Below are 26728 nucleotides of genomic sequence, written 5' to 3'. Positions count from 1 at the left end.
GACGAGGGTGCGATGCCCCTCGTCGAATGATACAACGGTCGCGGCGAGACAGGGGTCACGCATTCGCGACCTGTCTGACGCGGCATCCTAGCGTGTCCAACCCCGCCATGACTTGAGAGTCTGATGCGGGCGTCCGATGCCCATCGGGCAGTTTTCGCCGCACTGCGGAAGATAAACTGAGCGCCGCAAGCACCCACTCTGGCGGCCCTCGCTCTGACACAGTTTGCATGATGTCGGACTTATCGTCCAGCAACCTGACCGCCCAAGCGATCATTCCGCGACCCCCGTCTTTATGACGCACCTGCAACATAAGTCGCATAAAACCGTCGCCGCAGGATGCCATGCCCCTCTTCGAAACGCGTAAGGGGAATGGTGTGTCTTTAAGTAAGTTCATGGTCTGTGCGGCATCGGCAACGATGCTGACGCCGCTGTCGATCGCGGCGCAGACGATCCCGACATCCCCACCAGTCAACTACGTCAACGAGAGCAATCCGGCGATCGGCAGCATCGTTCCGAAGCTGCTCGACAGCTATGTGAAGCTGATCCGCGACCATCCCGAAGTGATGGTGCAGAACTACAAGACCGTTGTCACGATGACCAACGCGCGCACGCCGAGCCAGACCTTGGCGGCGATCCACGACGATCGCACCAACCAGGCATACAGCATCCTGAATGGCCTCGGCGCGCTGACCAATCTTTACATGGCGGGCGCAGGGGCGTCGACCAGCGGATCGGCGCCGAACACGCTTACCCCTACCAGCTATGCGACCGCAACGCTCGCGGACTATGTCGCGAATATCAATCTCGGCAACAGCTTCAGCCCGGGCGCCGAGAAGTTCGGCAACGGTACCGCCACGCCGCTGGCCGCCGCGGTCGCCTTCATCAACAACACTGTCCGCGCCAGTTCGTCGACCGAGCCCGCCAAGCGGACGTTCGCGCGGTATCAGGGCGAAAACCCACCGATCGATCCGCTCGATCCGCGGTTCGCCAACTACAACGTCAACACCAATCGCGGTGCGCTGACGCTGGCGGACACCGCGGCGATCATCGTGCCGTCGTATCTGTCGAGCTTTACCACGCCTGCGCCCTACGCCTCTACGACGCAGTGGGTACGTGGGTTCGTCGTGACGGCGGACATGGTCGCGGCAAATGGCGGCAAGCCGATCACCGCACCCAATTTCGGCACGTTCGATTCCGCGGGCAAGTTCACCGCGGCGACGTTCAAGGTCGGCGAATATGTTCCCGGCATCGGTGCCTCGCCGCGACCGTACCGCGTGACGACCGACGTCAACGTACCGACGCCGATGCTTCAGATCATCAACTCGTCCAACCCCTATGCCGATGGTGCCTATCCAAGCGGGCATACCAATTCGGGCATGCTGCAGGCGCTGGGCACGGCGTTCCTGGTCCCGCAGCAAGGGCAGGAATTGCTCGCGCGCGCGGCGGATCTCGGCACCAACCGTATCCTAGCGGGCATGCATTCGCCGCTCGACATCATGGGCGCCCGGATCGAGGCGACGGCGCTGTCGGCGACCAACATCTACGCAGCCTTGTATGACGCGAAGGGCAATCGCCTCGACTGGACCAACCCCGGCAATGCCGGCGCGTACGCGGTCTACCAGGCCTATACCCAGACCCAGTCCTATCTGGCGTCCGCCTGCGGCACCGCGACCGTCACGGCATGCATCGCCGCCGCCAACGCGTCTGGCGCAACCGCAGCCGATCCGTATGCCAACGTCGCACAGAACAAGGCGACCTACCTTGCCGAGATGACCTACGGCTTCGCGCCGGTCGGTCCGGTCAGGGCGATGACCGCCGCGGACGTGCCGGTGCAGGCGCAAGTGCTGCTGCTGACGCGGTTCGGGTATCTGACCGATGCGCAGCGGACCGATATCCTCGCGACTACCGCCCTCCCCTCGGGCTATCCCGTGCTCACCGGCAACACGCTGGACGGATGGGGCCAGTTGAACCTCTATGCCGCGAACGACGGCTATGGCGCGTTCAACGGCCAGGTCGCGGTGACGATGGACGCCGCGCAAGGTGGCTATGCGGCCGCCGACAGCTGGGGCAACGATATCGGCGGAACCGGCGGGCTGACCAAAAATGGCACCGGCAGCCTGACCCTGACCGGGAAGAACAGCTATGCCGGCCCGACGATCGTCAATGGCGGAACGCTTGCCGTCACCGGCTCGATCGTCTCGGCGACGACCGTCAACACCGGCGCAGTCTTTGGTGGCACGGGCAGCACCGGCGCAGTCACGGTCAATAGCGGCGGCACGCTGGTGCCGGGCATGGGAACCACGCCGGGCACGCTGACGATCAACGGTCCGCTCACGGTCGCCAGCGGTGCGACGCTGGTGCAGACGGTATCGCCTACGCTTGCCAGCCGCACGGTCGTATCCGGCGCGGCGAAGCTCGACGGCACGGTACGCGTCCAGGGTTCGGTCGGCACGCTACCCGTCACGCGCATCACTTTGGTCACGGCAGCCGGTGGAGTGTCGGGCAGCTTTGCGGGCGTTACGGGGGTGCCCACCAACCTGCGCGGCGTGCTCGACTATTCGACGACGGCGGCAAGCCTGAACCTCAACCGGACCGATATCGACTATCGTCCACTCGGGGTCACCGCGAACCAGCGACGCGTCGCGGCGGCGCTGACCAGCGCGGTGCCGTTGGCGAGCGGTGCCGGCGCGGCAACGTTGCTCAACACGGTCTATGCCACGGGCCAGGGCTCGGCGGCGGCGGGTACTGCAGCGCTCGACACCCTCTCGGGTGAAGGCCTTGCCGACGCGAACAGCGCAGCGTTGTTTGCCGGGCGGGTATTCGGCGATACCGTGACCGATCAGCAGCGTGCGGTCCTGACCGACACGCAGATGCACCTCTGGGGCGGGCCGCTGGGTGGTCGGGAATGGACTGATGGCCGGGACGGCGACGGTACGGTCGATCGTCGCAGCAACAGCTGGGGCGGCGTGATCGGGCTCGACGGCGAGGTCTCGACCGGGTGGCGTGCCGGTTTCGTCGCGGGGGGGCTCGATACCCGTTTCAACACCGCGGCGCGCGCGACCAAGGGCAAGGCGTCGAGCTATCACGTCTCGGCCTACACCTCGTATGCGCTGCCGACGGGCACGTATGTTCGCGGGTCGCTGGGCTATGGCCATTATGCGATCCGTACGACGCGGACTGCGGGCGGGATCGGCAGCGTCGCCAGCGAAACCGAGATCGCACGGTACGACGCCGCGGAGTTGCGCCTGCGCGGCGAAATCGGTCAGCGCATCGCAATCCAGTCGTTCGACCTGACGCCGTTCGTCGCGGCGGAATATGCGCGTCTCTACACCGATGCGTTCGCAGAGCGCGGCAGCGTGCTGGCGTTGCAGGCGGGCAAGCAGACCACGACGTCGCTCCCGATCAATGTCGGGTTGCGGATGGATGGCAGCGTCCCGTTCGGGAACGGCCTCGTGCTGCGGCCAATGATCGAAGCGAGCTACCTGCACGAGTTCCGCCGCGACCGCGATATCGGAGTCGATTTTGTCGCGCTGGCCGATCCGTCGTTCACGATCGCCGGCGCTCGACCTTCGCAAAGCGCGTTCGTCGGCAAGGCCGGACTCCAACTGCCGCTGGCCTCCGCGCTGGTCCTCTACGCCACGGGAACCGGCGTGTTGTCCTCGCAACAGCGATCCTATGCCGGCAACGTCGGCGTGAGGATCAACTTCTGAGACGTTAGAACACTCGGTCGACCGAGCGCACGCGCGCGGATGATCGCCAATTGGCGAGGTGTTTTGATGGAACACCTCGCCGGTCTGCTGCTGCTGGCCCTCTACATGATCGGTGGGCCTTCGAACGAGTCGGAGACGATCGGCGAGAACTACCCTTCGGCATAGATTGCCGCTCAGCGACGCTGGATCTCGCCCGCCTTCCAACCCAAACCAGAACCGAACTCGGATTTTCGGCATCAGGTCGCGCGCGATCCGCAGCGCATCGTCATACGCAGATCACGGATGGTCGCATTTCGGACCAATCGATCTGGCCGAACAGGCGCGATTCCATAAGCTGCCTATACGTGCCGGATGACTAGCCCGGCGGTTTTTGAGTTCGACGGTCGGTCGTGACTATGCGGACGATGGGTGTCGCTTGCACTATGCTATAGATTGGTAGCATTCTAGATCACTGGCATCTTGAGATCGTAGCGTCGTCTCGGCCAGCTTCGCATTTTGTCGACGGACCACCTCCAAACGATCATGAGATTTTTGCGGGCTTTGCAAAGCGCATCGGCCACCGCGAAACTGTAATTTTCCGATAGCGTCAGGAATTAGATTGGTTATATAGTACCAATACCACGCTGCGATGACAGTACCCTGTAGAGGTCCGGCCAGTGAGGTGAGTTGAACGATACGGGCAGGACCGTGTCGAAGGGTGACGCTGCGGCGTCGATGGGAAGGGGCTTTTGACGATGGTTTTTCGTAAGCAGGTTTTGCTCGCATCCGGTGCGGCGATATTCGGTCTGGTACCAGTTTTCGCGCAACCCGTTCTCGCGCAGTCAGCGCCCGCGCCATCGTCCGCCCCCGTCGCCACCGCAACCCAAGGTAATCCCGCCCCGGACGGCGCCGATACGGACATCGTCGTCACCGGTATCCGCGGCAGCCTGCGCAGCGCGATCGCGGTAAAGCGCAACGCCAACGCGATCGTCGACGTCATCAGCGCCGAGGCGATCGGCAAGTTCCCCGACCGCAACGTCGCCGAATCCCTCTCGCACGTTCCCGGCGTCAGCATCGATCGTCGCTTCGGCGAAGGCGAGAAGGTCGCGATCCATGGCACCGATCCGGCGCTCAACCGCATGCTGCTCGACGGCCACGCGGTTGCTTCGGCGGACTGGGGCGGCAACGACAACGATCCGACCAGCCGTACCTTCAACTATTCGCTGCTCGCGCCCGAACTGGTCGAGCGCCTCGAAGTCTACAAGTCGCCCGAGCCGCGTATCGAGGAAGGCAGCATCGGCGGCACGGTCATCGTCCGCACACGCCGTCCGCTCGACACGCCCGCCAACTCGATCTTCGCGTCCGGCGGCTATTCGTACAACGACCGCGCCGACAAGGGTAACGTCCGCGCGTCGGGTCTGTACAGCTGGCACAACGAGGGTGGCACGTTCGGCGTGCTCGGCGCCGTCACCTACGACAAGCAGAGCCTGACCCGCTCGGGTGTCGAATTCTTCGGGTTCGAGAATGCCGGCGACCGCTTCTTCCAGAAGGACGCCAACAACGCGCTGATCCGCGACGCGAGCGGCCAGCCCGTGTTGAAGAACACGGCCGCGACGGTTACCGGCGGCACGCGCCAGGATCTCGCCAACGCGGTGTCGCCGTTCGGCATCAACTACGCGTATTTCACGCAGGAGCGTAAGCGCATCAGCTATGTCGGCACGGTCCAGGCCAAGCCGACCGACGATATCACGCTGACGCTCAACGGGCTGCATATCGACGGCAACTACAACAACAGCAGCCAGTCGATGTACGTCATCCCCGGCGCATGGAGCGGCGACGTGCTCCAGTCGGCGACGGTCGCGAACGGCGTCGTCACCAACGCGAGCTTCGGCGCAGCCTCGGCTAACAGCCAGAGTGCGCAGCTCGACCTTCTGATCCGCAAGACCAAGCTGACCACCGACAACCTCAACTTCGTCGCCGAGTGGGAAGGTCCTGACGGCGCGACCGTGGCGGCGACCGGCGGCTGGAGCAAGGCGATCGGCGGGCGCAATCCCGAATATCTGCTCGATGTGCGGACCGACCTGCCGTACAGCTACGGCTTCACCTCGGACAGTGCGAACGTCGATTACGTTGGCGACCTGACCAACCCGGCCAATTACCGCCGCAGCAACAGTCCGCAGCTCCAGACGATCGACGGCGCCCCCGTCATCGTCAACGGCACGCAGCTGAATGCAGCGCGAGCGGGCGGCATCGATTTCTCCAAGACGATCGATCGCGATTACTACGCCGGCTATGACGCGGTCATTCCGTTCGAGGCGGGGCCGTTCAAGGAAATCCGGATCGGCGGCAAGTTCACCGATCACCGCAACCGCCTGAACGCGAGCGGCTTCAACAACTACTCGACGTCGAACTACACGCTGGCGAGCCTGGGCGTCGACACGATGACGACGCCGAACGGCACGTTCGACGGCACTGGCGGTACCGGCAACGCGACCAAGTACATCAACCTGTCGCAGCAGACCGTGATCGACATCCTCGCGAACTCGATCAACATCCCCGTCGCCAAGCCGACCGCATCGTACATCGTCGACGAGACGGTCGCGGCGAACTACGTCCAGCTGAACTTCGACCAGAGCGGCTTCCGCGGCAACATCGGCGGTCGTCTGGTTTATACAAAGAACGTGTCGAACTACGCCGATCAAGTTTCCGGCACCGATGGCAGCCTTCCGACGATCGTGCCGCAGCGGGTCGAGAACGACTATCTGAAGTTCCTGCCGAGCCTGAACGTCGCGTACGAAGCGGGCACGCACCTGATCTTCCGCGGCAGCGTTGCCAAGGTGATCGCCCGCCCGCGCTATGAACAGCTCGGTGGATCGGTCGGTCGCAACGACATCACGCTCGATGCGAGTGGCGGCAACCCGAACCTCAAGCCGTACCAGTCGACCAACTACGAACTGTCCGCGGAATATTATCCGCGCGAGGGGACGTTGCTGTCGCTCGAGCTGTTCCGCCGCGAGGTGAAGGACTACATCCTCAACGGCCTCAGCCGCCAGACGTTCTTCAACGAGCTGACGCAGAGCAACGCGTCCTATCTCGTATCGCAGCCGCTGAACGGCGGCAAGGCGAACGTCAACGGTGCGCTGGTTTCGGCACAGGGTGAGATCTGGCATGGCTTCGGGCTGCAGGCGAACTACTCCTACGCCGAGAGCTCGACCGACGAGGGGCTGAACCTGCCTTATCTGTCGAAGCACACCGTCAACGTGATCCCGTATTACGAGAACGGACCGTTCCAGGCGCGCCTGAGCTATAACTACCGCTCGTCGTATTTCCGCGCGATCGGTCGCCTGAACTCGATCGATATGGTCGCGCCGTACAGCCAGCTCGACTTCTCGGCAGGCTTCAACCTGACCAAGGCGATCACGCTGACGGTCAACGCGCAGAACCTGCTCGACTCGACCTACACGCAGTATAGCGGCTCGCGAGATCGCCCGACGGCGTTCTACAAGAACGGCCGCACGTACGTCGCGTCGGTATCGTTCCGAATGTAAACCAAGGGAGGCGCGCCGCGATGGCGCGCCTCGTCGAACTGAGCGGTGACTGCGATTAGCCTGCGGCACGCCTTTACAGGTGAACCGCTAGCGCCCCTCACCTTCCCTCATCGATTCAATCGCGCGTTGGTGGTCCGTTTAAGTCGCCTGTGTCGCAAGGACCGGTATCGCTTACGATCGGGATCATATGCCCGTTGTCTAACTGCACGAATCTACTTCAAGTCCACCCGCCTCGCGTTGAAGTAGACCCACATGTCTATAGGTATTCCATGCCGATATTGGATCAATTGGGTAATAATGGCTGACCTTAAAGACTGGAATTCCGGGATAGTTCGACCTCCCAGCGCTGGCCTTCCGCACACTGCCCGCACACTATCGTAATAGTGCTCAATTTATCACAGCTGAGACAGATTCCATTAGGTTCATTACTGATGAAATCAGTACGGAATATCCAAGCGCAGCAATCCGATCAGGTAAACCGCTGTAAATAATGGTATTCCATGAGCGCTGTTCGCGACGTCGGTCGATCAAGTTCTGACGATCGTACGGGTCTACTTCCCTCCCACAGTTGACACCCGCGCCCTTAATGGTAGCCCTATCATACACGGCAACGACCGTGTGCAATCCGGCCTGATCAGGGCGGCCGGGAATGGGGGAGGATTTATGAAGAAATTTTCGCGCACGCTCGCGCATTCGGTATCGACCATCGCGGTCGTGACCGGGCTGGCAGCTTCCAGCGCTGCGATCGCGCAGACGAACACTGCCGCGACCAGCCAGAGCACTCAGACGACGACCGTGCAGCAGACCGCACCCGACGCGGCGCCCGCGACTAGCACGCTCGACGAAGGGACGGCCGGTCCGGCCAACGAGATCGTCGTTACCGGCATCCGCGCCAGTCTCAATCGCGCGATCGACATCAAGCGTAATTCGGCAGGCGTCGTTGATGCCATCTCGGCCGAGGATATCGGCAAGTTTCCCGACACCAACCTCGCGGAATCGCTGCAGCGCATCACCGGCGTGTCGATCACCCGCGCCAATGGCGAAGGCTCGCAGGTCGCGGTCCGCGGCTTTAGCGGCGGCTTCAACCTCGTGACGCTCAACGGCCGTCAGCTTGCCTCGACCAGCATCGACACCAGCACGGGCAACGCCTTCGCGGTCGGCACCGGCCGCTCGTTCGACTTCCAGAATCTAGCGTCCGAAGGCGTCGCTACGCTGGAAGTCTACAAGACCGGCCGGGCGAACATTCCAACGGGCGGCATCGGTGCTGCGATCAATGTCGTCACCCGCCGGCCGCTCGACGCGCGCGAAGACGGCCTGTCGGGCTCGATTGGCGCCAAGGCACTGTACGACAGCTCGGTCGAGAATGCGGAGGCGAACCTGAAGAAGGTCACGCCCGAACTCTCTGGCCTGATCAACTGGAAAAACCCCAGCGAAACCTTTGGCGTCAACGTCTTCGGCAGCTATCAGTTACGCGAGTCGACATCGATCCAGTCGAACCCGAACTACTGGAATATCGTTCCGCTGGCCGATTTCCTGAATACGGCGGGTGCGTACATCACGCCGACGACGAACATCACGAACCGTCCCACTACACAGTACGTGCAAATCCCGAACGACAGCCGCTATCAGTTCTCCGAGAACCGCCGCGAGCGCATCAACGGGCAGGCCAACATCCAGTTCAAACCTACGGATCGGCTGGAGATCACGATCGACGGCTTGTATGCGCGCAACAAGTTGAGCGACGAGCGTAGCGAGCAGACCAACTGGTTCCAGCGGCCGTTCAGTGACGTCACCTTCGACGACAACAAGAAGATGCAGACTGCGATCATCCTGGCCGAGGCTAAGCAGGCGGATAAGGGGTACGAGCAGCAACGGTTCGCCACGAAGACCGAGCTCTACTCGGTTGGCGGTAACGTCAAGTGGAACTTCACCGACGTGCTGTCGCTGAAGCTTGATGCAAACCATTCGAAGTCGACCACGAACCCGGACAACGCGAACGGCACGTCGGCGACGACGATCTCGATCGGCGCTCCGGTTCGCGCTACGCACAAAGTCGACTTCAGCAGCGGCTTCCCGCAGCAGTCGGAAACTCTGAACGATTGCAACGCGACCAACGGCGGCCGCGGCGGCAATTGCAACAATATCCTCGACATCGGCGACTTGGGCACGCAGGTCGCGCGTCGGATCTTCTCCAAGCAGGAGTCGAGGGTCAACCAGTTCAGTGGCGAACTGGGCTGGGATCTCGGCAACGATAGCCGTTTCGTGGTCGGCAGTAACTATGTGGATGCAACGACCCGCTCGGCTAGTTCCAATAACCAGCAGATTCTCGGCGACTGGAGCATTACGGACACCGGCCGCGTCCAGGAGCTCGCCGGCGATCTCATCAAGACCTATTGCATGACCTGCAAGTTCGACAAGTATAATCCGAACTCGACCGGGTCGGCGCTGGTCGCGTTTCGTGGCGATGCGGTCGACCTGCTGGACATTTTCTCACCCTATTATGCGAAGCTGGGACGCCCCGACGCCTTGCAGGGTTCGTCGGACGACACCGTCGGCGAGAAAAACCTGGCGGTCTATGGCCAGATGGCCTGGGGCGGTGACATTGGCGGACGCCGTGCAAACGCGCTGATCGGCGTTCGCTACGAACGGACCCGGGTCAAGTCGGTCGGTCTTCAGTCGATCCCGACGGCTTTGGCCTGGCAATCGGACAATGACTTCACCGTGATCGGCGGACCGCCGGGCGCCGCGGTGATCGTGAAGTCGAAGTACGACAACCTGCTGCCGTCGCTCGACTTCAATATCGAAGTGCTCGACAACGTCATGGCGCGCACCTCGTTCAGCCGTACGCTGGCCCGTGCGGACTATGGCAATTTGTTCGCATCGGTGACGGCAAACGCTCCGAACCGTCCGACAGCACTCGGTGCGGCCCCGGCTCCTGCCACGCGGCAGGATCCAGCGCTGTTGCCGCTGATCTCGGACAATTTCGACGTGTCGCTGGAGTGGTATTACAAGCCCACGAGTTTCGTCTCGGTCGGCTTCTTCAACAAGAACGTGCGCAACTTCGTCGGCAACCAGATAACCAACGGTAACCTGTTCGGGCTGCGCGACCCGGGTTCAGGCGCGCCAGGATCGCGGTCGGGTATTGCGCAGGCCTACCTCAGGAACAATGGGATTACCCAGACCGATCGAAATCTGTTCGCCTACGCGGCGCTGCTACAGCAGAATGGCGGCAATCAGGCGGCGGCGACGGCGGCCTTCCGCGGCGCGCTCAATCCCGCCACGGGCGAAATCAGTGATGCGGTCTACAATCCCCTCGCCCTTGCGGTCGATCTCGTCGGGGACGCCAATGATCCGCTCGTGAACTTCGCAATCAGCGGGCCGGTCAACAACAAGGAAGGCAATATCCACGGCTTCGAAGTCGCCTGGACCAACTTCTTCGGTCAGACCGGCTTCGGTTTCGCGGTTTCGTACACGAAGGTGAGTGGCGACGTGAACGTGGATCCCTATGCCGATCCGAACGTCAACATCTTCGCGCTGAGCGGTTTGGGCGACAGCGCCAACTTGACGGCAATCTACGACAAGGGCGGTATCTCGGCTCGCGTCTCGTACAACTGGCGCGACAAGTATCTCGCGGCTACGAACCAGGGCGGCAATCGCAACCCGCTGTTCACGGCCGCGTTCGGTACCTTGGACGGCAGCATAAGCTACGATGTCACGAAGGCGTTCTCGGTCTCGCTCGAAGCGGTCAACCTGACCAGCGAACCGTTCCGCCAATATGCCCGCACCGAGACGAACCTGGTGTATGTGCAGGAACTGAAGCCACGCTATTATCTCGGCGCGCGCTATCGTTTCTGATGACGGCGGGAGTGGATCTTGGTCCACTCCCGACCCCATTAAGAAGGCCGCCGCCGTGCCGTGCAGCGGCCTTTTCCTTTGTCGGTCGCCGTCGCGCTGATAAGCGTGAGGCAACAACAGGACCGGAGCGGATGAATCCCGTACAGATCAACAACGTCGACCATGCCGATTTACGCGTAAGCCCGCGGGCGGGCGCCGCATTCGGCGACGCGGCCAATCAGACGCTGATATTCCCCGCCGAGTTCGAGGCGGTGCAGCGCGAATTCGCCATCATATTCCGTCGTCGTGACGAGGGATTGCAGGCCTATGCCCTGTTGGGGCTGGACCGCGACGAGAACCTGTTCCTGTCCGGCGACTATTGGACAAGCCGCTATGTGCCCGCCAGTCACCAGCGCGGCCCCTTCTCGATCGGGATGGTTCGCCCCTCCGGAGACGATGTCGGCGAGCCTATGCTGCACGTCGATCTTGACGACGGGCGCGTCGGCGACAGCGCCGGCCTGCCGCTGTTCCTGGAACATGGCGGCAACACACCGTATCTGGAACATATCACCGGCGTGCTCCGCCTGCTGTACGAGGGGCTGGAGACCGCGCCGGCTGCCTATACCGCGCTTGACGAGGCTGGCCTGCTCACGCCGGTAACGCTCACCGTCGATGTCAGCGAAGAGCGTCGCTATACCATAGCCGATGTGCTGGTCGTCGACCTGGAGCATCTAGCCGCTCTGAAAGGCGAACCGCTCGAGCGGCTCCATGGATCAGGCGTGCTGCGTCTTGCCATCCTGGCCGCAGCGTCGCTCGGCAACATCCAGCAGTTGATTGCGCGCAAGCAATCTCTGCTCACCCAGAACGGTTGATCCCGGTGGCAGGTATCACGCGCCGTACGCGTGTCATCGAGGGCACGAGCGCGATCAGCGTGCCGATCGCCGACCTGATCGCCGATGGCGTTCCGGTGATCCTGCGCGGGATCGCCAGCCACTTGCCGCTGGTGGCTGTCGGGCTGGAAGGTGCAGAGCCTGCGATGACATGGCTCAAGCAGTTCGACGGTGGCCGTCCCGTCACGGCGTACGTCGGCGATCCGGCGATCGGCGGCCGCTTCGGGTATTCCGACGATTGCACCGCGTTGAACTTCAAACGAGAGAGCGGTTCGCTGTCCGGCTATCTCGACCAGCTTCTTGCTGGCCTCGGCGATCCGGAAGCCCCCGCCATCTATATCGGCTCGACCGACATCGATCTGTACCTGCCTGGCCTTCGCGCGCAGGCCGCGCTGCCGTTCGAAGACCCGCAGCTCGTCGAGAACCCGCCCCTGGTCAGCATCTGGATCGGCAATCGTACCACCGCCTCGACGCATTACGACATGTCGAACAATCTGGCGTGCTGCATCGTCGGCCGACGACGCTTCACGCTGTTCCCGCCGGACCAGGTCGCCAACCTCTACCCCGGACCGTTGGAGCCGACGCCGGCCGGACAGGTGGTGAGCATGGTCGACCTCCGCGCACCCGATCTCGACCGATACCCACGCTTTGCCGAGGCCCTGGCGCATGCCGAGGTCGCCGAACTCGAGCCGGGTGACGTGCTGCTCTACCCGGCGTTGTGGTGGCATAATGTCGAGGCGCTGGACGCGTTCAACGTGATGATCAACTATTGGTGGAACGCGGTGCCACGGTTCATGGATACGCCCATGAACACCCTGCTTCACGGCCTGTTGTCGTTGCGCGATCGGCCTGATCACGAGAAGCAGGCATGGCGCGCGATGTTCGACCATTATGTCTTCGGCCCTGCGGATCAGGCTAGGGAGCACCTACCCGAGCACGCGCATGGCGAACTCGCGCCGCTGGACGCGATGTCGGCACGCCGGTTGCGCGCCAAAATCCTCCAGCGCATCAACCGATAGGAGCCGAACATGGCCGAGCAGCGCATCAGGAAAGTGGTCATCGCCGGCGGTGGCACCGCCGGCTGGCTCGCCGCTGCCGCGCTGTCGCGGCAGTTGGGCCAGTTGCTCGACATCACGCTGGTCGAATCGGAAGAAATCGGCACCATCGGCGTCGGCGAAGCGACGATCCCGACGATGCGCGCGTTCCACTCGATCCTGGGCCTCGACGAACGCGAATTCATGCGGGCGACGCAGGCAACGTTCAAGCTCGGCATTTCGTTCGAGAACTGGGCACGCGACGGCGATCGCTACATCCATTCGTTCGGCGACATCGGCAAATCGACCTGGTTGGGCGACTTCCACCATTTCTGGCTTGCCGCAAAGGCGGACGGGGATTCGAGCGAGATCGGCGACTATTGCCTGGAACTTCAGGCGGCCAAGGCGGAGCGGTTCGCGCTCCCCTCCGAGGGCCAGATCAACTACGCCTATCACCTCGACGCAGGCCTGTACGCCCGCTTCCTGCGCGCGCGCAGCGAGGCGAACGGGCTGAAACGGATCGAGGGGCGGATCGCCAGCGTCGATCGCGACGGCGAGACCGGCTTCATCCGCGCCCTCGTCCTAGAGTCTGGCGAGCGCGTCGAGGGCGACCTGTTCATCGACTGCACCGGCTTTCGCGGGCTGCTGATCGAGGGCACCTACGCCGCCGGATACGAGGATTGGTCGCACTGGCTGCCCACCAACAGCGCGCTGGCCGTGCAGACGGCCGCGGCGGGCCCGGCGCACCCGTACACGCGCGCGATCGCGCATGACGCGGGCTGGCGCTGGCGTATCCCGTTGCAGCACCGCGTCGGTAACGGACTGGTCTATGCCAGCGATCATCTGTCGGACGACGAGGCTCATGCCCGGTTGCTCGCCACGATCGACGGCGCGCCGCTTACCGAGCCGCGGCTGATCCGGTTCCGTACCGGTCGCCGGCGACAGGTATGGATGGGGAACTGCGTCGCGCTCAGCCTTGCCAGCGGGTTCGTCGAGCCGCTCGAGTCGACCAGCATCCATCTGATCATGACGGGCATTACGCGGCTGATGCAGACCTTCCCGTTCGGCGGAATCGCACCCGCGCTGGTCAAGCGGTACAATGATCAGGCGCAGGCCGAGCTCGAGCGCGTCCGCGATTTCATCATCCTCCATTACCACCTCAACGAACGTCCCGAACCCTTCTGGGCAACGCGCCGGGACATGCCGATCCCCGACACGCTCGTGGAGCGCATCGCGCTCTTCACCGAAGGTGCGCAGGCGTATCAGGGTGGCGATGATCTGTTTCGCGTCGCCAGCTGGGTGCAGGTGATGCTCGGCCAGCGCCTGACCCCGCGCGATCACCACCGCCTGGGGAGCATCATGGGCGGCCCGCAGCTCGCCGGCGTGTTGGGCAATATTCGCAGCACGATCGCAAACGCAGTTGCAGGGATGCCGACGCACCAACACTTCCTGGATCGCTACCTTGCAGCCCCGATCACCGCCTCGCATGGGATGTGTTAGGTCGCGTCGAACGTCACTATGATGCATCCGGCAAGCGGACGATGACGCTACGGCAGTGTTCGCGATCGCATGGCGATCCTATTGCCAAATAGCCCGTTGGCACTCTCTCGATCACCGGATCGTACAAGTCCGTCGGTAATTCGCCCGACAATTGCAGCCCCTCGGTGCTGACTGTACGACGTGGCCTACGCGCGTACCGACGAGGAACTCCATCACAATGAAACTCGCCGACCTGGCCGCCCTCGCGGGCGTTTCGACCGCAACCGTGTCGCGCGCGCTTGCCGGGCATTCCTCCGTGAACGAGCAGACGCGCGAGCGGATACGCGTGCTGGCGCGCGAGCATGACGTGCGGCCCAACCAGCTGGCGCGCAACCTGCGGATGAAGAGCACCGGCGCGATTGGGTTGGTCCTGCCGCTGGGCCACGCGAAGACGCAGCACCTGACCGACCCGTTCTTCCTGTCGCTGCTCGGATTTCTCGCCGACCTGCTGGTCGAGCGCGGCTATGACATCCTCTTGTCGCGGGTGATTCCCGATGCCGACGACTGGCTCGAACGGCTGGTCGACAGTGGGCGGATTGATGGCTTGCTACTGGTCGGCCAGTCGGACCAGTTCGCGGCGATCGAGCGGGTTTCGCAGCGCTATCGTCCGCTGATCGTGTGGGGCGCGAACCGTCCCGGCCAGCATCATTTGACGATCGGATCGGACAATGTCGCGGGCGGTCGACTGGCAGCGGAGCATCTGATCGCGCAAGGGCGGCAGCGACTGCTCTTCGTCGGCGACCCTGCCCCGCCCGAGTTTGCCGACCGGCTTGCCGGGTTCGCTGCGGCGGCTGACCAGGCCGGTGTCGCGTACAAGGTCCTCGCCACGCCGATGAGCCCCGAGGCGGTTCATGCCGCGGCGGCGGCGCACCTCGCGGGCGGCACCGTTCCCGACGCGATCTTCGCCGCATCGGACGTTGCGGCGATGAGCGTGCTGCGCGCGCTGGCCGAAGCGGGGATCGACGTTCCCACCACGACCGCGGTCATCGGCTATGACGACGTCTCGTTGGCAGCGCACACGTCACCGTCCTTGACGACGATCCGCCAAGATCTTGCGATCGGGGCGGAATTGATGGTCGATCGCTTGCTGAAGCGCGTCGCCGGCGAGCCAGCCGAGTCCGCGATCGTTCCCCCTGCGCTGATAATGAGACAGTCCGCCTGATTTCTGCAATCGATTGTGAAAACTTGTTGCAATCGATTGCGGCGACGGTAGGAAGCGGCCTTGGGCTTCTCAGAAAGCCGTCGCGCAGGGAGAGTCGCATGAAAGTACGTCACGCATTGCTGGCTGGCATCGCCGCCGCATCGTTCGCCACCGCAGGCGCCGCACAGACCGCACCGCAGGCCGCTCCGGCAGCCACGCGGGCCGACACCGCCGCTGCTCCCGCTGCCGACGTCCCGCAGGACGACATCGTCGTGACGGCGGTCGCGCGCGGCACGAACAAGCTCAACACGTCGATCACGACCAGCTCGATCAGCTCGGATGCGCTTATCCAGCTCGCACCGCGCACCTCGGGTGAACTGCTCCGCAACCTCCCCGGTATCCGGGTCGAGGCATCGGGCGGCGACGGTAACGCGAACATCTCGGTCCGCGGCCTGCCGGTCGCATCGGGCGGCTCAAAGTTCCTCCAGCTGCAGGAAGACGGCCTGCCGATCCTCGAATTCGGCGACATCACGTTCGGTAATGCCGACATCTTCCTCCGCGCCGATTTCAACGTGAGGACGGTCGAATCGGTCCGTGGCGGTTCGGCCTCGACCTTCGCATCGAACTCGCCCGGCGGTGTCATCAACTTCATCTCGAAGACCGGCGAGCAGGAAGGCGGCGCGTTTCAGCTGAGCAGCGGGCTCGACTACCGCGAGTTCCGCGTCGACTTCGACCAGGGCGGCAAGCTGTCCGACACGCTGACCTATCATTTCGGCGGCTTCTACCGGATCGGTGACGGCCAGCGCGAAGTCGGCTTCGATGGCGTCAAGGGCGGTCAGTTCAAGGCGAACATCACCAAGTCGTTCGGCAATGGCGGCTATGTCCGGCTGTACGGCAAGTATCTCGACGACCGCGCGATCGGCTACCTCCCGAACCCGGTACAGGTGAGCGGTACGAACAGCGACCCGACCTACAGCAACATCACCAACTTCTCGATCAACAACGGCACGCTGCACAGCGCCGACATCCGAACCGTGCAGACGCTCGACGGCAACAACCAGCTCGTCACGCGCTCGATCCGCGACGGCCAGCACCCCGTGGTCTATTCGGCGGGTCTCGAGACGCAGATCCCGGTCGCGGACGGCTGGAACATCGTCGAGCGGTTCCGCTATTCGGACATCTCGGGCGGCTTCACCTCGCCGTTCCCCTCGGCCGTCGGCTCGGCGCAGACGATCGCCAACGGCATCGGTGGCGCCGGCGCGCAGCTGTTCTACGCGAGCGGACCGCAGAACGGTCAGCGGATCGCCAACCCGGCATCGCTCAACGGCAACGGCCTGCTGGCGAACGTCGTACTGTTCGACGTCGACCTGAAGAGCCTCAACAACATCACCAACGACATTCGTCTCAACGGCTCGGTGCCGGTGGGTACCGGAACGCTGGCGATCACCGGCGGCTTCTACGCCTCGCGCCAGGACATCAAGAGCGACTGGCTGTGGAACTCGTTCGTCCAGACCGTCGGCGATGACGGCCGCTCGGAGCTGGTCGACATCCGCACTGCAGCGGGCGTTCCGGTCACGCAGAACGGCACGCCGGGGTATTCGGCATTCGGCTTCGGCAATTGCTGCCGCCGGTCGTACGATCTCGACTACACGACCTACGCACCATTCGCGCAGCTCGGTCTGGAGATCGGCCGCTTCAACATCGACGGCTCGCTGCGCTACGATTTCGGTCGGGCCCGTGGCAGCGTCGCCGGCGCCGATCTGGGTGCGGGCTTCGGCAGCGGCATCACGACGTTCGACATCAACGGCGACGGCGTGATCTCGGCGCCCGAGCGTCAGGTTGCGATCATCCCGAACCGCCGCTCGCCGCTCAACTATAACTATGATTACCTGTCCTACTCGGGTGGCGCGAACTATCGCCTGACCGACAGCACCGCGGTGTTCGCCCGCTACAGCCGCGGCGGTCGCGCCAATGCCGATCGCCTGCTGTTCGGCCCCTCGATCAACACGACCACGGGCGGCCTGACCGACGAAGGCGCGGCGGTCGATTTCGTCCGCCAGCTCGAAGGTGGGTTCAAGTTCCGCCAGAACGGTCTTTCGCTCTACGCCACCGGCTTCTGGGCGCGCACCGAAGAGCAGAACTTCGAGGCGACGACGCAGCGTTTCTTCAACCGCGAATATGAAGCGAAGGGCGTCGAGCTCGAGGGCCGGATCGCACGCGGGCCGTTCTCGCTATCGGCGGGCGGCACCTACACCGATGCCGAGATCACCAAGGATGTGCTCAACCCTGCGGTCGAGGGCAACCGCCCGCGTCGCCAGGCCAAGTTCATCTTCCAGGCGACCCCGCAGGTCGATGTCGGCCGTCTGACCGTCGGCGCGAACGTGATCGGCACCACCGATAGCTACGCGCAGGACAATAACGGGCTGAAGATGCCCGGCTATACGCAGGTCAACGCGTTCGTGTCGGTGCACCCAACCGAGAACGTCACGCTGTCGGTCAACGGCAACAATCTGTTCGACGTGAAGGGCATTACCGAAGCGGAGGAAGGCGCGATTCCGACCAACGGCATCGTCCGGGCACGCTCGATCACCGGCCGGACGATCTCCGCCGCGGTCCGCGTCGGCTTCTGATAGGGCGGGTGAGCGTGACTTTCTCCTCCACCGAGCGCCGTCTCGACGCGCTCGCCCCCCTGCTCAAACGCCAGCTCGAACGCCTGTACGGCACCGATCGGCTGGCGCAGCTCTGGCCGCGGATGGAAACGATCCTCCGCGACCGGGCGGCCGAACGGCCAGCGGCGATGGTCGCGCTCGACGAAGCGCAGCTGAGCGATCCCGACTGGTTCGTTGCGCCCGACATGCTCGGCTATTCGACCTATGTCGATCGGTTCGCGGGCACCGTCGGCGGGTTGACCGACAAGGTCGACCACCTCGAATCGCTCGGCGTCCGCTACCTCCATTTGCTCGCGCTGTTGAAGGCCCGTGAAGGCGACAGCGACGGCGGGTTCGCGGTCGCGGACTATCTCGCGATCGAACCCCGGCTGGGGACGATGGCCGATGTCGAGCGCCTCGCCGCGCGGCTCCGCGAGGGGCGGATCAGCTTGTGCGTCGACCTTGCACTCAACCACACTGCGGACGATCACGCCTGGGCGAAGGCGGCGCTCGCGGGCGATCCGCATTACCGTGCCTTTTATCACGTGCTGAGCGTGGACGAGGCTCAGGCGTACGAGAACGACCTCCCGCAGGTGTTTCCGACCACCGCACCGGGTAACTTCACCCATGTGCCGGCGATGGGGGGACAGGTCTGGACGACCTTCTATCCGTTCCAATGGGACCTGAACTGGTCCAATCCCGAGGTCATGCTCGCGATCGTCGACACGATGCTGAGGCTGGCGAACCACGGCTTCGAGGCGTTCCGGCTCGATTCTATCGCGTTCCTGTGGAAGCAGATCGGCACCGATTGCCGCAACCGCCCGGAAGCGCATTTCATCGTCCGCGCCCTCCGCGCCGCGCTGGACATCGTCGCACCCGCGACGTTGCTGAAGGCCGAGGCGATCGTCCCCACCGCACTTGTGCCGCCGTATTTCGGCGCCGACGAGGGCGCGGACTGGGATGGCGGGTTCGAGCCCGAATGCCATCTCGTCTACAACAATTCGCTGATGGTCGCAGGCTGGGTCGCGCTGGCCGAGCAGTCCGCCACCCTGCCCCACGCGATCGTCGAAGCAAGCGGCGGCCTGCCGCGCGGCGCCAACTGGCTGAGCTATGCGCGCTGCCACGACGATATCGGCTGGGGCGCGGTGATCGGCGACCTTGCCGGGATCGACCCCGATCCGGTCGCGCGGCTCAAGGTGGCGGCGCGGTTCCTCGAAGGCGGTGACGGCAGCTGGGCACGCGGCGCGCCGTTCCAGTCGGACGGCTCGGTGCTGCACGGCTCGAACGGGACGATGGCGTCGCTGGCCGGTCTCGAAGCCGCGGCAGACGATGACGCGCGGGAAATGGCGTTCCGGCGGATCGCACTGCTCAACGCGCTATCGATTGCGAGTGGTGGTCTGGCGACGACGTACATGGGCGACGAGGCGGGGCTGCTCAACGACGCGAGCTATCTGGACGACCCTGAGCGCGCGCATGAAGGCCGCTGGCTGCACCGGCCCGAGATGGACTGGACGGCGCTCGACGGCACGGTCGCGAGGCGGATCAGCGGGGATCTTGAGGCACTGCGGACGGCACGAATTTCGAGCGGCGGCGCGGGTTCGCCGACCGTCATCGCGACGGGCCATGCCGCGCTACTCGGGATCGGCTGCGGCAGCGACCGCGTCTTCCTGAACTTCTCCGATACGCCCGTCTCGATCGATGGGTTGGAGGGCTGGCAGGATCGGTTGTCCGAACAGCCTTGCGGTGCCACCCTCACCGTCGAACCCTGGGGCGTCATATGGGCGGGCCCGGCGACATGAACATCCGGCGAACGCACAATCCTCCCCCGCAAGGGGGAGGTGGCTGGCTCTTGCCAGACGGAGGGGGGGGCATGCGAAACGCAGGTTCCGTGTCCTCCCCCTCCGTCGCCTACGGCGCCACCTCCCCCTGGCGGGGGAGGATCGATCGGCCCACGCTGGGCCATCTCGCACAAGAGGCATGACAATGAACCTCGGCCTGATGACCAAACCCCGCCTCTCGCTGATGCGGCTGATCGAGATGAACCTCGGGTTCCTCGGGCTGCAATTCTCGTTCGGTCTGCAACAGGCCAACATGGCGCCGATCTACGGCTATCTCGGCGCGGACGAGGCGAGCCTGCCGCTGCTATGGCTCGCCGGGCCGATGACCGGCCTGCTGATCCAGCCGCTGATCGGCGCGATGAGCGACCGGACCTCGACTCGGATCGGCCGCCGCACCCCCTATTTTGTGGTCGGCGCGGTGCTGTGCAGCCTGTGCCTGCTGGCGATGCCGTACAGCCCGACTCTTTGGGTGGCGGCGAGCCTGTTGTGGGTGCTCGATGCCGCCAACAACGTGACGATGGAGCCGTACCGCGCCTATGTTGGCGACCGCCTGCCCGACGACCAACGCGCCGCCGGCTTCCTGACGCAATCGGCATTCACCGGCCTCGCGCAGACGCTATCGTATCTAGCGCCGTCGCTGCTGGTGTGGATCGGCTTCAACAAGGACGCCGTGGATGGCAACGGCATCCCCGACATCACGCGCATCGCGTTCCTGATCGGCGCGGTGCTGTCGCTCGCGACGATCGTCTGGTCGGTCGTGCGCGTCCCCGAACTGCCGCTGCCGGCCGAGGAAAAGGCACGGCTGGCGAAGGAACCGCTGACGCTCGGCGGCACGCTGCGAGACTTGAAGACCGCGCTGGTCGAGATGCCACGGCCGATGCGACAGCTGGCGATTGCGATGCTGTGCCAATGGTACGCGATGTTCGCCTATTGGCAGTTCATCACCTTCGCCGTCGCACGCTCGCTGCACGGCACCTCGGACGCCAAGAGCGAGGCGTTCCGCGACACCGTGCTCACCGTCGGCCAGCTCGGCGCGTTCTACAACGCCGTCGCGTTCGTCGCGGCGATCGCGCTGGTCCCGCTCGCCCGACGCTGGGGCGCCAAGAGCGCGCACGCCGCGTGCCTGCTCGCGTCGGGGGTGGCGATGCTGGCGATCCCGGGCCTGCGCACCGAGCCCGCGCTGTTCGTCGCGATGCTCGGGATCGGCATCGGCTGGGCGAGCATGATGGGCAATCCGTACATCATGCTGATCGACATGATCCCGCCCGAGCGCAACGGCGTCTACATGGGCATCTTCAACATGTTCATCGTCATTCCGATGATCATCGAGAGCCTGACCGTACCATTGTTCTACCACTCGCTGATGGGCGGCGAACCGCGCAACATTCTGTATCTCGGCGGCGCGCTGATGGTCCTGGGCGCGATTGCGACGACCCGCGTGACGATGCGCCCATCGGTGTCGCCCTCTGAAACCTCCGCCTAGGCCAGATACATGCTTTGCGGTTTGGCGAAAACCGTGCCGCCCACAGTTCGCAGCAGGCCGGAAACTGAACCTGGATTACCGCATCTGCATGAAGAGAGCGAGCGCGTTGCGGGCGCTATCGGCGAAATAGTCGTAAATCGCGCGTGAGACTTCGGCGATAACCGGCTGGCGGTCGCGCCCCCCTCGCGCGAACACCACGATCGCGACGCGGCGGCCGTCGGGCATGGTGATGAACCCGACGTCATTGGTGATACCGTCGAGCGTACCCGTCTTGTCCTCCACCCTGGTACCCGCGGGAAGAAGGGCGCGAATACGGCGCGTACCCGTCTGGCAGCGGCTCATCAATTCGAGCAGGAATTGACGACTTTGAGCCGCCAGGACGGTGCCGTTGTCGAGCTTGTTCAACAGCGTGACCATGGCGATCGGCGTGGCAACATCCTTGCTGTCGGCAAGGTGGCCACGCTCCCTCAGCAACTGGGCGATAGTCCGGTCCATTCGGATGCCAGTAATCCTGTGCGACGACAGCCACTGCTGGATCGCGACGGGGCCCCCGAGAGCGGCAAGCAACTGGTCGGTCGCCTGGTTGTCGCTATGGACGATCATCAATTCCATGACCTTCGCGGCGGGACGACCGACAATCATATCGCCGAGGGTACGGCGACCTTGATCGACATCGGCAAGGTAGGCGGCGGCAATCGCGATCTTGACCGTGCTCGCCATCGGAAACGGCGTGTCCCCCCTAACGGATGCGGTCGAGCCATCGCGAAGGTCCAGGGCTGCGATGCCGTAGTCACCGGAGCGTTCCGCGACCAGCAAACTCAACACGCGTTCGAGCCCGGTAGGCGCAATCGAGTCTGCAGTCGCCGGTGTCGCAACGAGGAGGCTAGCGGCGATGCTCGATAGAAACAGGCAGGAAAGCCGAGGTGCGCGCATCAGTCGTCCTTGAATGTCGTCCGTCGTTGTAGTGGAGATGCTAGACCGAAAAACATCAACGCATCATGTTGCATGCCGCTGAGGAACGAACAACGGCGAATGGCATGCGACGGGGGGCGACGCCAGCCATGTCCGGTATTTTCCCGTTCCGCCCGTCGCTTTTGACATGGCAGAGGCCGCTGCGACCAGGTCCCATGCGGTAGATGATGCCAACGCCCGCGCGCCCCCGCCGATGTCAAAGGTTGAACTTCAAAAGTTACCGGCCCTGGAGAAAGCGATGCCGGCTGGGCGCAACTCAAAGACGCGCGAAAAGATCGCCGATGGACGCGACGAAATGCGTGCTCATTGCTGCGATCGCCGCTTTCGGGTCACGGTCGGCGATCGCGCCCGCTAGGTTATGATGGTGCACCAGCACGGCGGTACGCTGCCGTGCGGTGGTTCGCGTTGCCCAGGCGGCAGGCACCGCGTGCACCATCATCGGTGCGAACGAGCGGACGATCTGCAGGAACAGCATGTTGCGCCCCGCCTGCGCGATCGCCTGGTGAAACGCGATATCGTGGCGGGTCAGCGCATCGACATCGGTACCGGCCGCTTCCATCGCCTCGGCCAGGCCGACGATCGTCCGGGCCTCGTCGTCGGTGCGCTCGATCGCGGCGAGTTCGGCGGTGCGGAGTTCTAGAGTGCGGCGCACGTCCCAGATCTGCACCATCGAGATCTGCGCCGTCGCCACCGCGTGATCAAGCGACGTCGCCATCACCGATCCGTCGATCGCGGCAACGCGCGCGCGCCGGCCGTTGCCGACGTCGATCAACCGAAGCGCCGCCAGCGCGCCGAACGCCTCGCGCAGCACCGGCCGGCTGACGCCCAGTTCGGTCGCGAAATGACCTTCGGACGGCAGCGTATCGCCGACTTTCATGTCATTGGCGCGGATATGCGTGCGGACCGCGTGGACCGCCTGGTCGACGAGCGAGCCGCCCTCGACCAGCCGCAGGCTCGCCGCGCTCATGCCGCGAGCCGCGGTGCGCGCAGCGAGGACGGTGTCGTGCCGAACTGGCGTGAGAAGGCGCGCGTGAAACTGGCATTGTTGAGATAGCCGCACTGGTATCCGATCGACGATACCGGCAGGTCGGTCGCAATCAGCAGCTGACGCGCCGCCCCGAGCCGCCGGTCGAGCAGCGCGTCGGCGACCGTGCAGGCGAACATATCGCGAAACCCGCGCGTGAGCTTTGCCCGGTTCAGTCCACAGGCGCGTGCGATCGAATCGAGCGTCATCTTCTCACCCCAGCGCTCGTCGATCATCCGCTTTGCCGCGACGATCCGCTGGCTGTCGCGGGCGGACAATTGCCCGGCACCCGCGAGAGGGACAAGCTCGTCCTCGACGATCCGCTGGAACGTGCTGGACAGGAGCTCGATGCATTTTGCCGAACGATGCGTGCTGCGCCAGGGTTCGGGCAGCGTGCAATCGAGGATCGCGGCGACCATCATCCGCAATTCGCTCGGCAGATGGCACGCGATGTTCGCGTCGGGCGCGTAATCGAAGACCCGCAGGCAGGCGCCACGTTCGACCGCGAGGACGAGGATCGCGCGCTCCTCCGACGGAACCGTGCCGGTGGTAACGGTGACTTGCGCCGGCGCGTCCTCGCCTACCGTGAAGCAGAGGACCACCGCGTCGGCGGAAGCAGCCGTTGGGTCGACCAGGCCCTCGCCGATGAAGGCCGCCATCTCAGGCGACACCGTGACCCGTTCCTTCTGCATGCTACCCTCGCCCAACACCGATCTCCTGTTCCCGATTGCCGGGATTGGGTTGATCATGCAGCTATCGGATAGCTCGTGCAAGAGCTATCTTACAGGTCAGGCCGTTGCCGATACCGGTGCGCGACGCATCGCCATCGTGAAGGCAATGACGGAGATCGCGCTGCTCACCACGCCGACGATCGCGAGACCCTGCGCGAGATGCCCCTCGCCGCCCAGCATGCCGCTTGCCGCCGCGACCAGCGTCGGTGCGAGACCGTAGCCGATCAGCCCGGCGATCGCGATGAACGCGCCGATGCACAGCCCGCGCAGTTCATTGGGAATAAGCACGGTCAACGCCACCGAAGTCACCACGCCCGTCACCGCGCCACACGTCACGAGCAGGCCGACCGCGACCCCGAACAGCGGAACCGAGGGCATGATCGGGAACAGCGCGGCAGGCACGCCGACCGCCGCGGCGACGATCGCACCGATCAGCAGGCCACCACGCCGCCCGCTCTTCTGTCCCCGGTCGGCGGACAGCCCACCGACGATCGCACCCACGACGCCCGAGCCAAAGAGCAGCGTGCCCATCCAGCCGGCGAACTGGTCGGGCTGCAGGTGGAAATTGCGTGACAGGACCGGCGAGACCCAGATTCCCGCGGCGGCATCGGCCATCACCACGCTGATCTGGCCGATGAACAACGGAATCAGGAACACGCGCCGCGCCCAGAGTTCGCCGGCCACGATTTTGAACGGCGCATGCGTGCCCGCCGCAACCTCCTGTCGCGCCGGCTCGCGCAACAGCAACAGCGGCAGGATAGCAAACACGCTGATGACAGCGAGGCCCAGATGGACGCTGCGCCACGGCATCATGCCTGCGAACCATGCCGGCGCGCCGCCATGCGCGAACAGGCCGAACAGCGCGCCTGACAACCCCAAGGCGAGCGCAATGCCGAGCGACTTGCCGAGGTTGACGACCAGCATCGCCCTGCCCCGCTGCGTCGGAACGCAGAAGTCGGCGCACAATGACAGCGCTGCGGTCAACGCGCCGGTCGTGCCGATCCCGGTCAGCATGCGCGCAACGAACAGCAGCGGCACGCCCTGCGCGAAGCCGGTGAGCACCGTGCCCAGCGTCCACACGAGCGCGAGCGCGATCATCATTCGCACGCGGTTGTAGCGATCGACCATGATACCGATCGGGATCGAGAACACCGCGAGAGGCAGTGCCGCCGACAGTCCCTGAATCAGGCTCAGTGTATAGTCGCTGAGGTGGAGTTCGGCCTTCGCGCCCTCCTGCACCGTCCCGAACGAGCCCATCATCGTGAAGCCGACCGCCATCGCCAGCGCGAGCGCGAGCAACGGCATCAGCGTCCTTGCGAACGGCGGTGAGGCCGCGTCGATCGGTCGGGCGAAATCGGTCATGGGAGGTCCTTATGCAAGCGCACGGCGCAGTGCCTCGTGGCTGTCGCGGCGCCCCTGTTGCGAGACCGGACCGTCGGCGAAGACATCGAAGGCGTGATAGCCGCCCGGATAGACGTGAAGCTCGACCGGCACGCCCGCGCGAATCAGCCGCGCCGCGTAGTCGATGTCCTCGTCGACGAAGAGATCAAGCGCGCCGGTCGCGATATAGGTACGCGGCAGGTTGCCGAGGTCGGTGGCACGCGCAGGCGCGGCGTAGGGCGAAACGTCGTCGCCACCGGGCGCGTGGCCAAGCAACGAACTCCAGCCGAAGCGATTGCTCTGAGCAGTCCAGATGAACTCGCCGGCGTACGGATGCGGCGCGGCGGTGCACGTACGATCGTCGAGCATCGGGTAGATCAGATGCTGGAACGCGAGCGCATACTCACCACGGTCGCGCACCATCAGCGCCAGCGCCGCAGCATACCCGCCGCCCGCACTCTGCCCCATCACGCCGAGCCGGGTCGGATCGATGCTGAGTTCCTCGGCATGGGCGATCGTCCAGGCGAGCCCGGCATAGCAATCCTCGATCGGACCTGGAAAGTTCGTCTCGGGCGCGAGGCGATACTCGACCGACACCATGATGCATTGCAGGTCGGCGATCAGCGGACGGACCAACGGATCATAATCGCTGACCTTGCCCATCACATAGCCGCCGCCATGGATGTGATAGATACAGGGCAGCGGGCCAGTGACGCCCACCGGACGGAAGACGTGCAAATCGATATCGGGCGCTCCGGCAGGCCCTGGAACCGTATGGATCTCCAGCGTCGCCAGCGACTCGTCGGCCGGGGGAAACATCGAGGGCCGGTCGCGCATCGCCGGCAGGATGTCGTCCGTGAGCGATATCCGCGGCATCATCTCCAGCAACGGGCGCAGCGTCGGATCCACCAGGTGCAGGCTGTCCATCATTCTCTCCACGATCTTTGTTACGACGCACGTTAGATATCGGAACGTCG

The 26728-nt window shown here is 64.3% G+C and carries 15 protein-coding genes; 10 read left to right on the top strand and 5 right to left on the bottom strand.

Features of this window, described 5'->3' with window-relative positions; all coding sequences use genetic code 11:
* Nucleotides 1-374: 374 nt before the first annotated feature.
* The 10 genes from E5673_RS11545 to E5673_RS11500 all read left to right on the top strand — a co-directional run bounded on the left by E5673_RS11545 (nucleotide 375) and on the right by E5673_RS11500 (nucleotide 21644).
* A complete protein-coding gene (locus E5673_RS11545; protein ID WP_168711613.1) occupies nucleotides 375-3710 on the top strand; it encodes an autotransporter domain-containing protein in 3336 nt (1111 codons plus the stop codon).
* Nucleotides 3711-4444: 734 nt separating this feature from the next.
* A complete protein-coding gene (locus E5673_RS11540) occupies nucleotides 4445-7237 on the top strand; it encodes a TonB-dependent receptor (protein WP_136190117.1) in 2793 nt (930 codons plus the stop codon).
* A gap of 663 nt (nucleotides 7238-7900) precedes the next feature.
* Nucleotides 7901-11092, top strand: a complete 3192-nt coding sequence (locus E5673_RS11535) for a TonB-dependent receptor (protein ID WP_136190116.1) — start codon at nucleotides 7901-7903, stop codon at nucleotides 11090-11092.
* 131 nt (nucleotides 11093-11223) lie between these two features.
* The gene (locus E5673_RS11530) at nucleotides 11224-11943 is read left to right on the top strand and encodes a SapC family protein (RefSeq protein WP_136190115.1); all 720 of its coding nucleotides are present in this window, start codon (nucleotides 11224-11226) and stop codon (nucleotides 11941-11943) included.
* Nucleotides 11944-11957: 14 nt separating this feature from the next.
* Nucleotides 11958-12980, top strand: a complete 1023-nt coding sequence (locus E5673_RS11525; protein WP_247599676.1) for a cupin-like domain-containing protein — start codon at nucleotides 11958-11960, stop codon at nucleotides 12978-12980.
* 9 nt (nucleotides 12981-12989) lie between these two features.
* Nucleotides 12990-14495, top strand: coding sequence for a tryptophan halogenase family protein (locus E5673_RS11520; protein WP_136190113.1), 1506 nt, complete (start codon nucleotides 12990-12992; stop codon nucleotides 14493-14495).
* A 217-nt stretch (nucleotides 14496-14712) separates the two neighbouring features.
* The gene (locus E5673_RS11515) at nucleotides 14713-15696 is read left to right on the top strand and encodes a LacI family DNA-binding transcriptional regulator (RefSeq protein ID WP_136190112.1); all 984 of its coding nucleotides are present in this window, start codon (nucleotides 14713-14715) and stop codon (nucleotides 15694-15696) included.
* 98 nt (nucleotides 15697-15794) lie between these two features.
* Entirely contained in the window at nucleotides 15795-18305 is a 2511-nt protein-coding gene (locus E5673_RS11510; protein WP_136190111.1) for a TonB-dependent receptor, read from the top strand.
* 14 nt (nucleotides 18306-18319) lie between these two features.
* Complete coding sequence (locus tag E5673_RS11505) at nucleotides 18320-20122, top strand: alpha-amylase family glycosyl hydrolase (protein ID WP_136190110.1); 1803 nt, start codon at nucleotides 18320-18322, stop codon at nucleotides 20120-20122.
* 178 nt (nucleotides 20123-20300) lie between these two features.
* The gene (locus E5673_RS11500) at nucleotides 20301-21644 is read left to right on the top strand and encodes an MFS transporter (protein ID WP_247599355.1); all 1344 of its coding nucleotides are present in this window, start codon (nucleotides 20301-20303) and stop codon (nucleotides 21642-21644) included.
* 75 nt (nucleotides 21645-21719) lie between these two features.
* Here the strand turns inward: E5673_RS11500 and E5673_RS11495 are convergent, their stop codons facing one another.
* The 5 genes from E5673_RS11495 to E5673_RS11475 all read right to left on the bottom strand — a co-directional run bounded on the left by E5673_RS11495 (nucleotide 21720) and on the right by E5673_RS11475 (nucleotide 26681).
* The gene (locus E5673_RS11495; RefSeq protein WP_235517993.1) at nucleotides 21720-22469 is read right to left on the bottom strand and encodes a serine hydrolase; all 750 of its coding nucleotides are present in this window, start codon (nucleotides 22467-22469) and stop codon (nucleotides 21720-21722) included.
* Nucleotides 22470-22872: 403 nt separating this feature from the next.
* A complete protein-coding gene (locus E5673_RS11490; protein ID WP_136190109.1) occupies nucleotides 22873-23583 on the bottom strand; it encodes a FadR/GntR family transcriptional regulator in 711 nt (236 codons plus the stop codon).
* On the bottom strand, nucleotides 23580-24332 hold the full coding sequence (locus tag E5673_RS11485) for an AraC family transcriptional regulator (protein ID WP_136190108.1): 753 nt from the start codon (nucleotides 24330-24332) through the stop codon (nucleotides 23580-23582). Before E5673_RS11485 ends, E5673_RS11490 begins: the two co-directional genes overlap by 4 nt.
* A gap of 96 nt (nucleotides 24333-24428) precedes the next feature.
* Nucleotides 24429-25733: an MFS transporter gene (locus E5673_RS11480; protein ID WP_136190107.1), complete on the bottom strand. Its 1305-nt coding sequence runs from the start codon at nucleotides 25731-25733 to the stop codon at nucleotides 24429-24431.
* Between the two features lie 9 nt (nucleotides 25734-25742).
* Entirely contained in the window at nucleotides 25743-26681 is a 939-nt protein-coding gene (locus E5673_RS11475) for an alpha/beta hydrolase (RefSeq protein WP_247599354.1), read from the bottom strand.
* Nucleotides 26682-26728: the final 47 nt, after the last annotated feature.

The organism is Sphingomonas sp. PAMC26645, assembly GCF_004795835.1.
Taxonomy (GTDB): domain Bacteria; phylum Pseudomonadota; class Alphaproteobacteria; order Sphingomonadales; family Sphingomonadaceae; genus Sphingomonas.
This window is presented reverse-complemented; position numbering and strand designations above follow the sequence as displayed.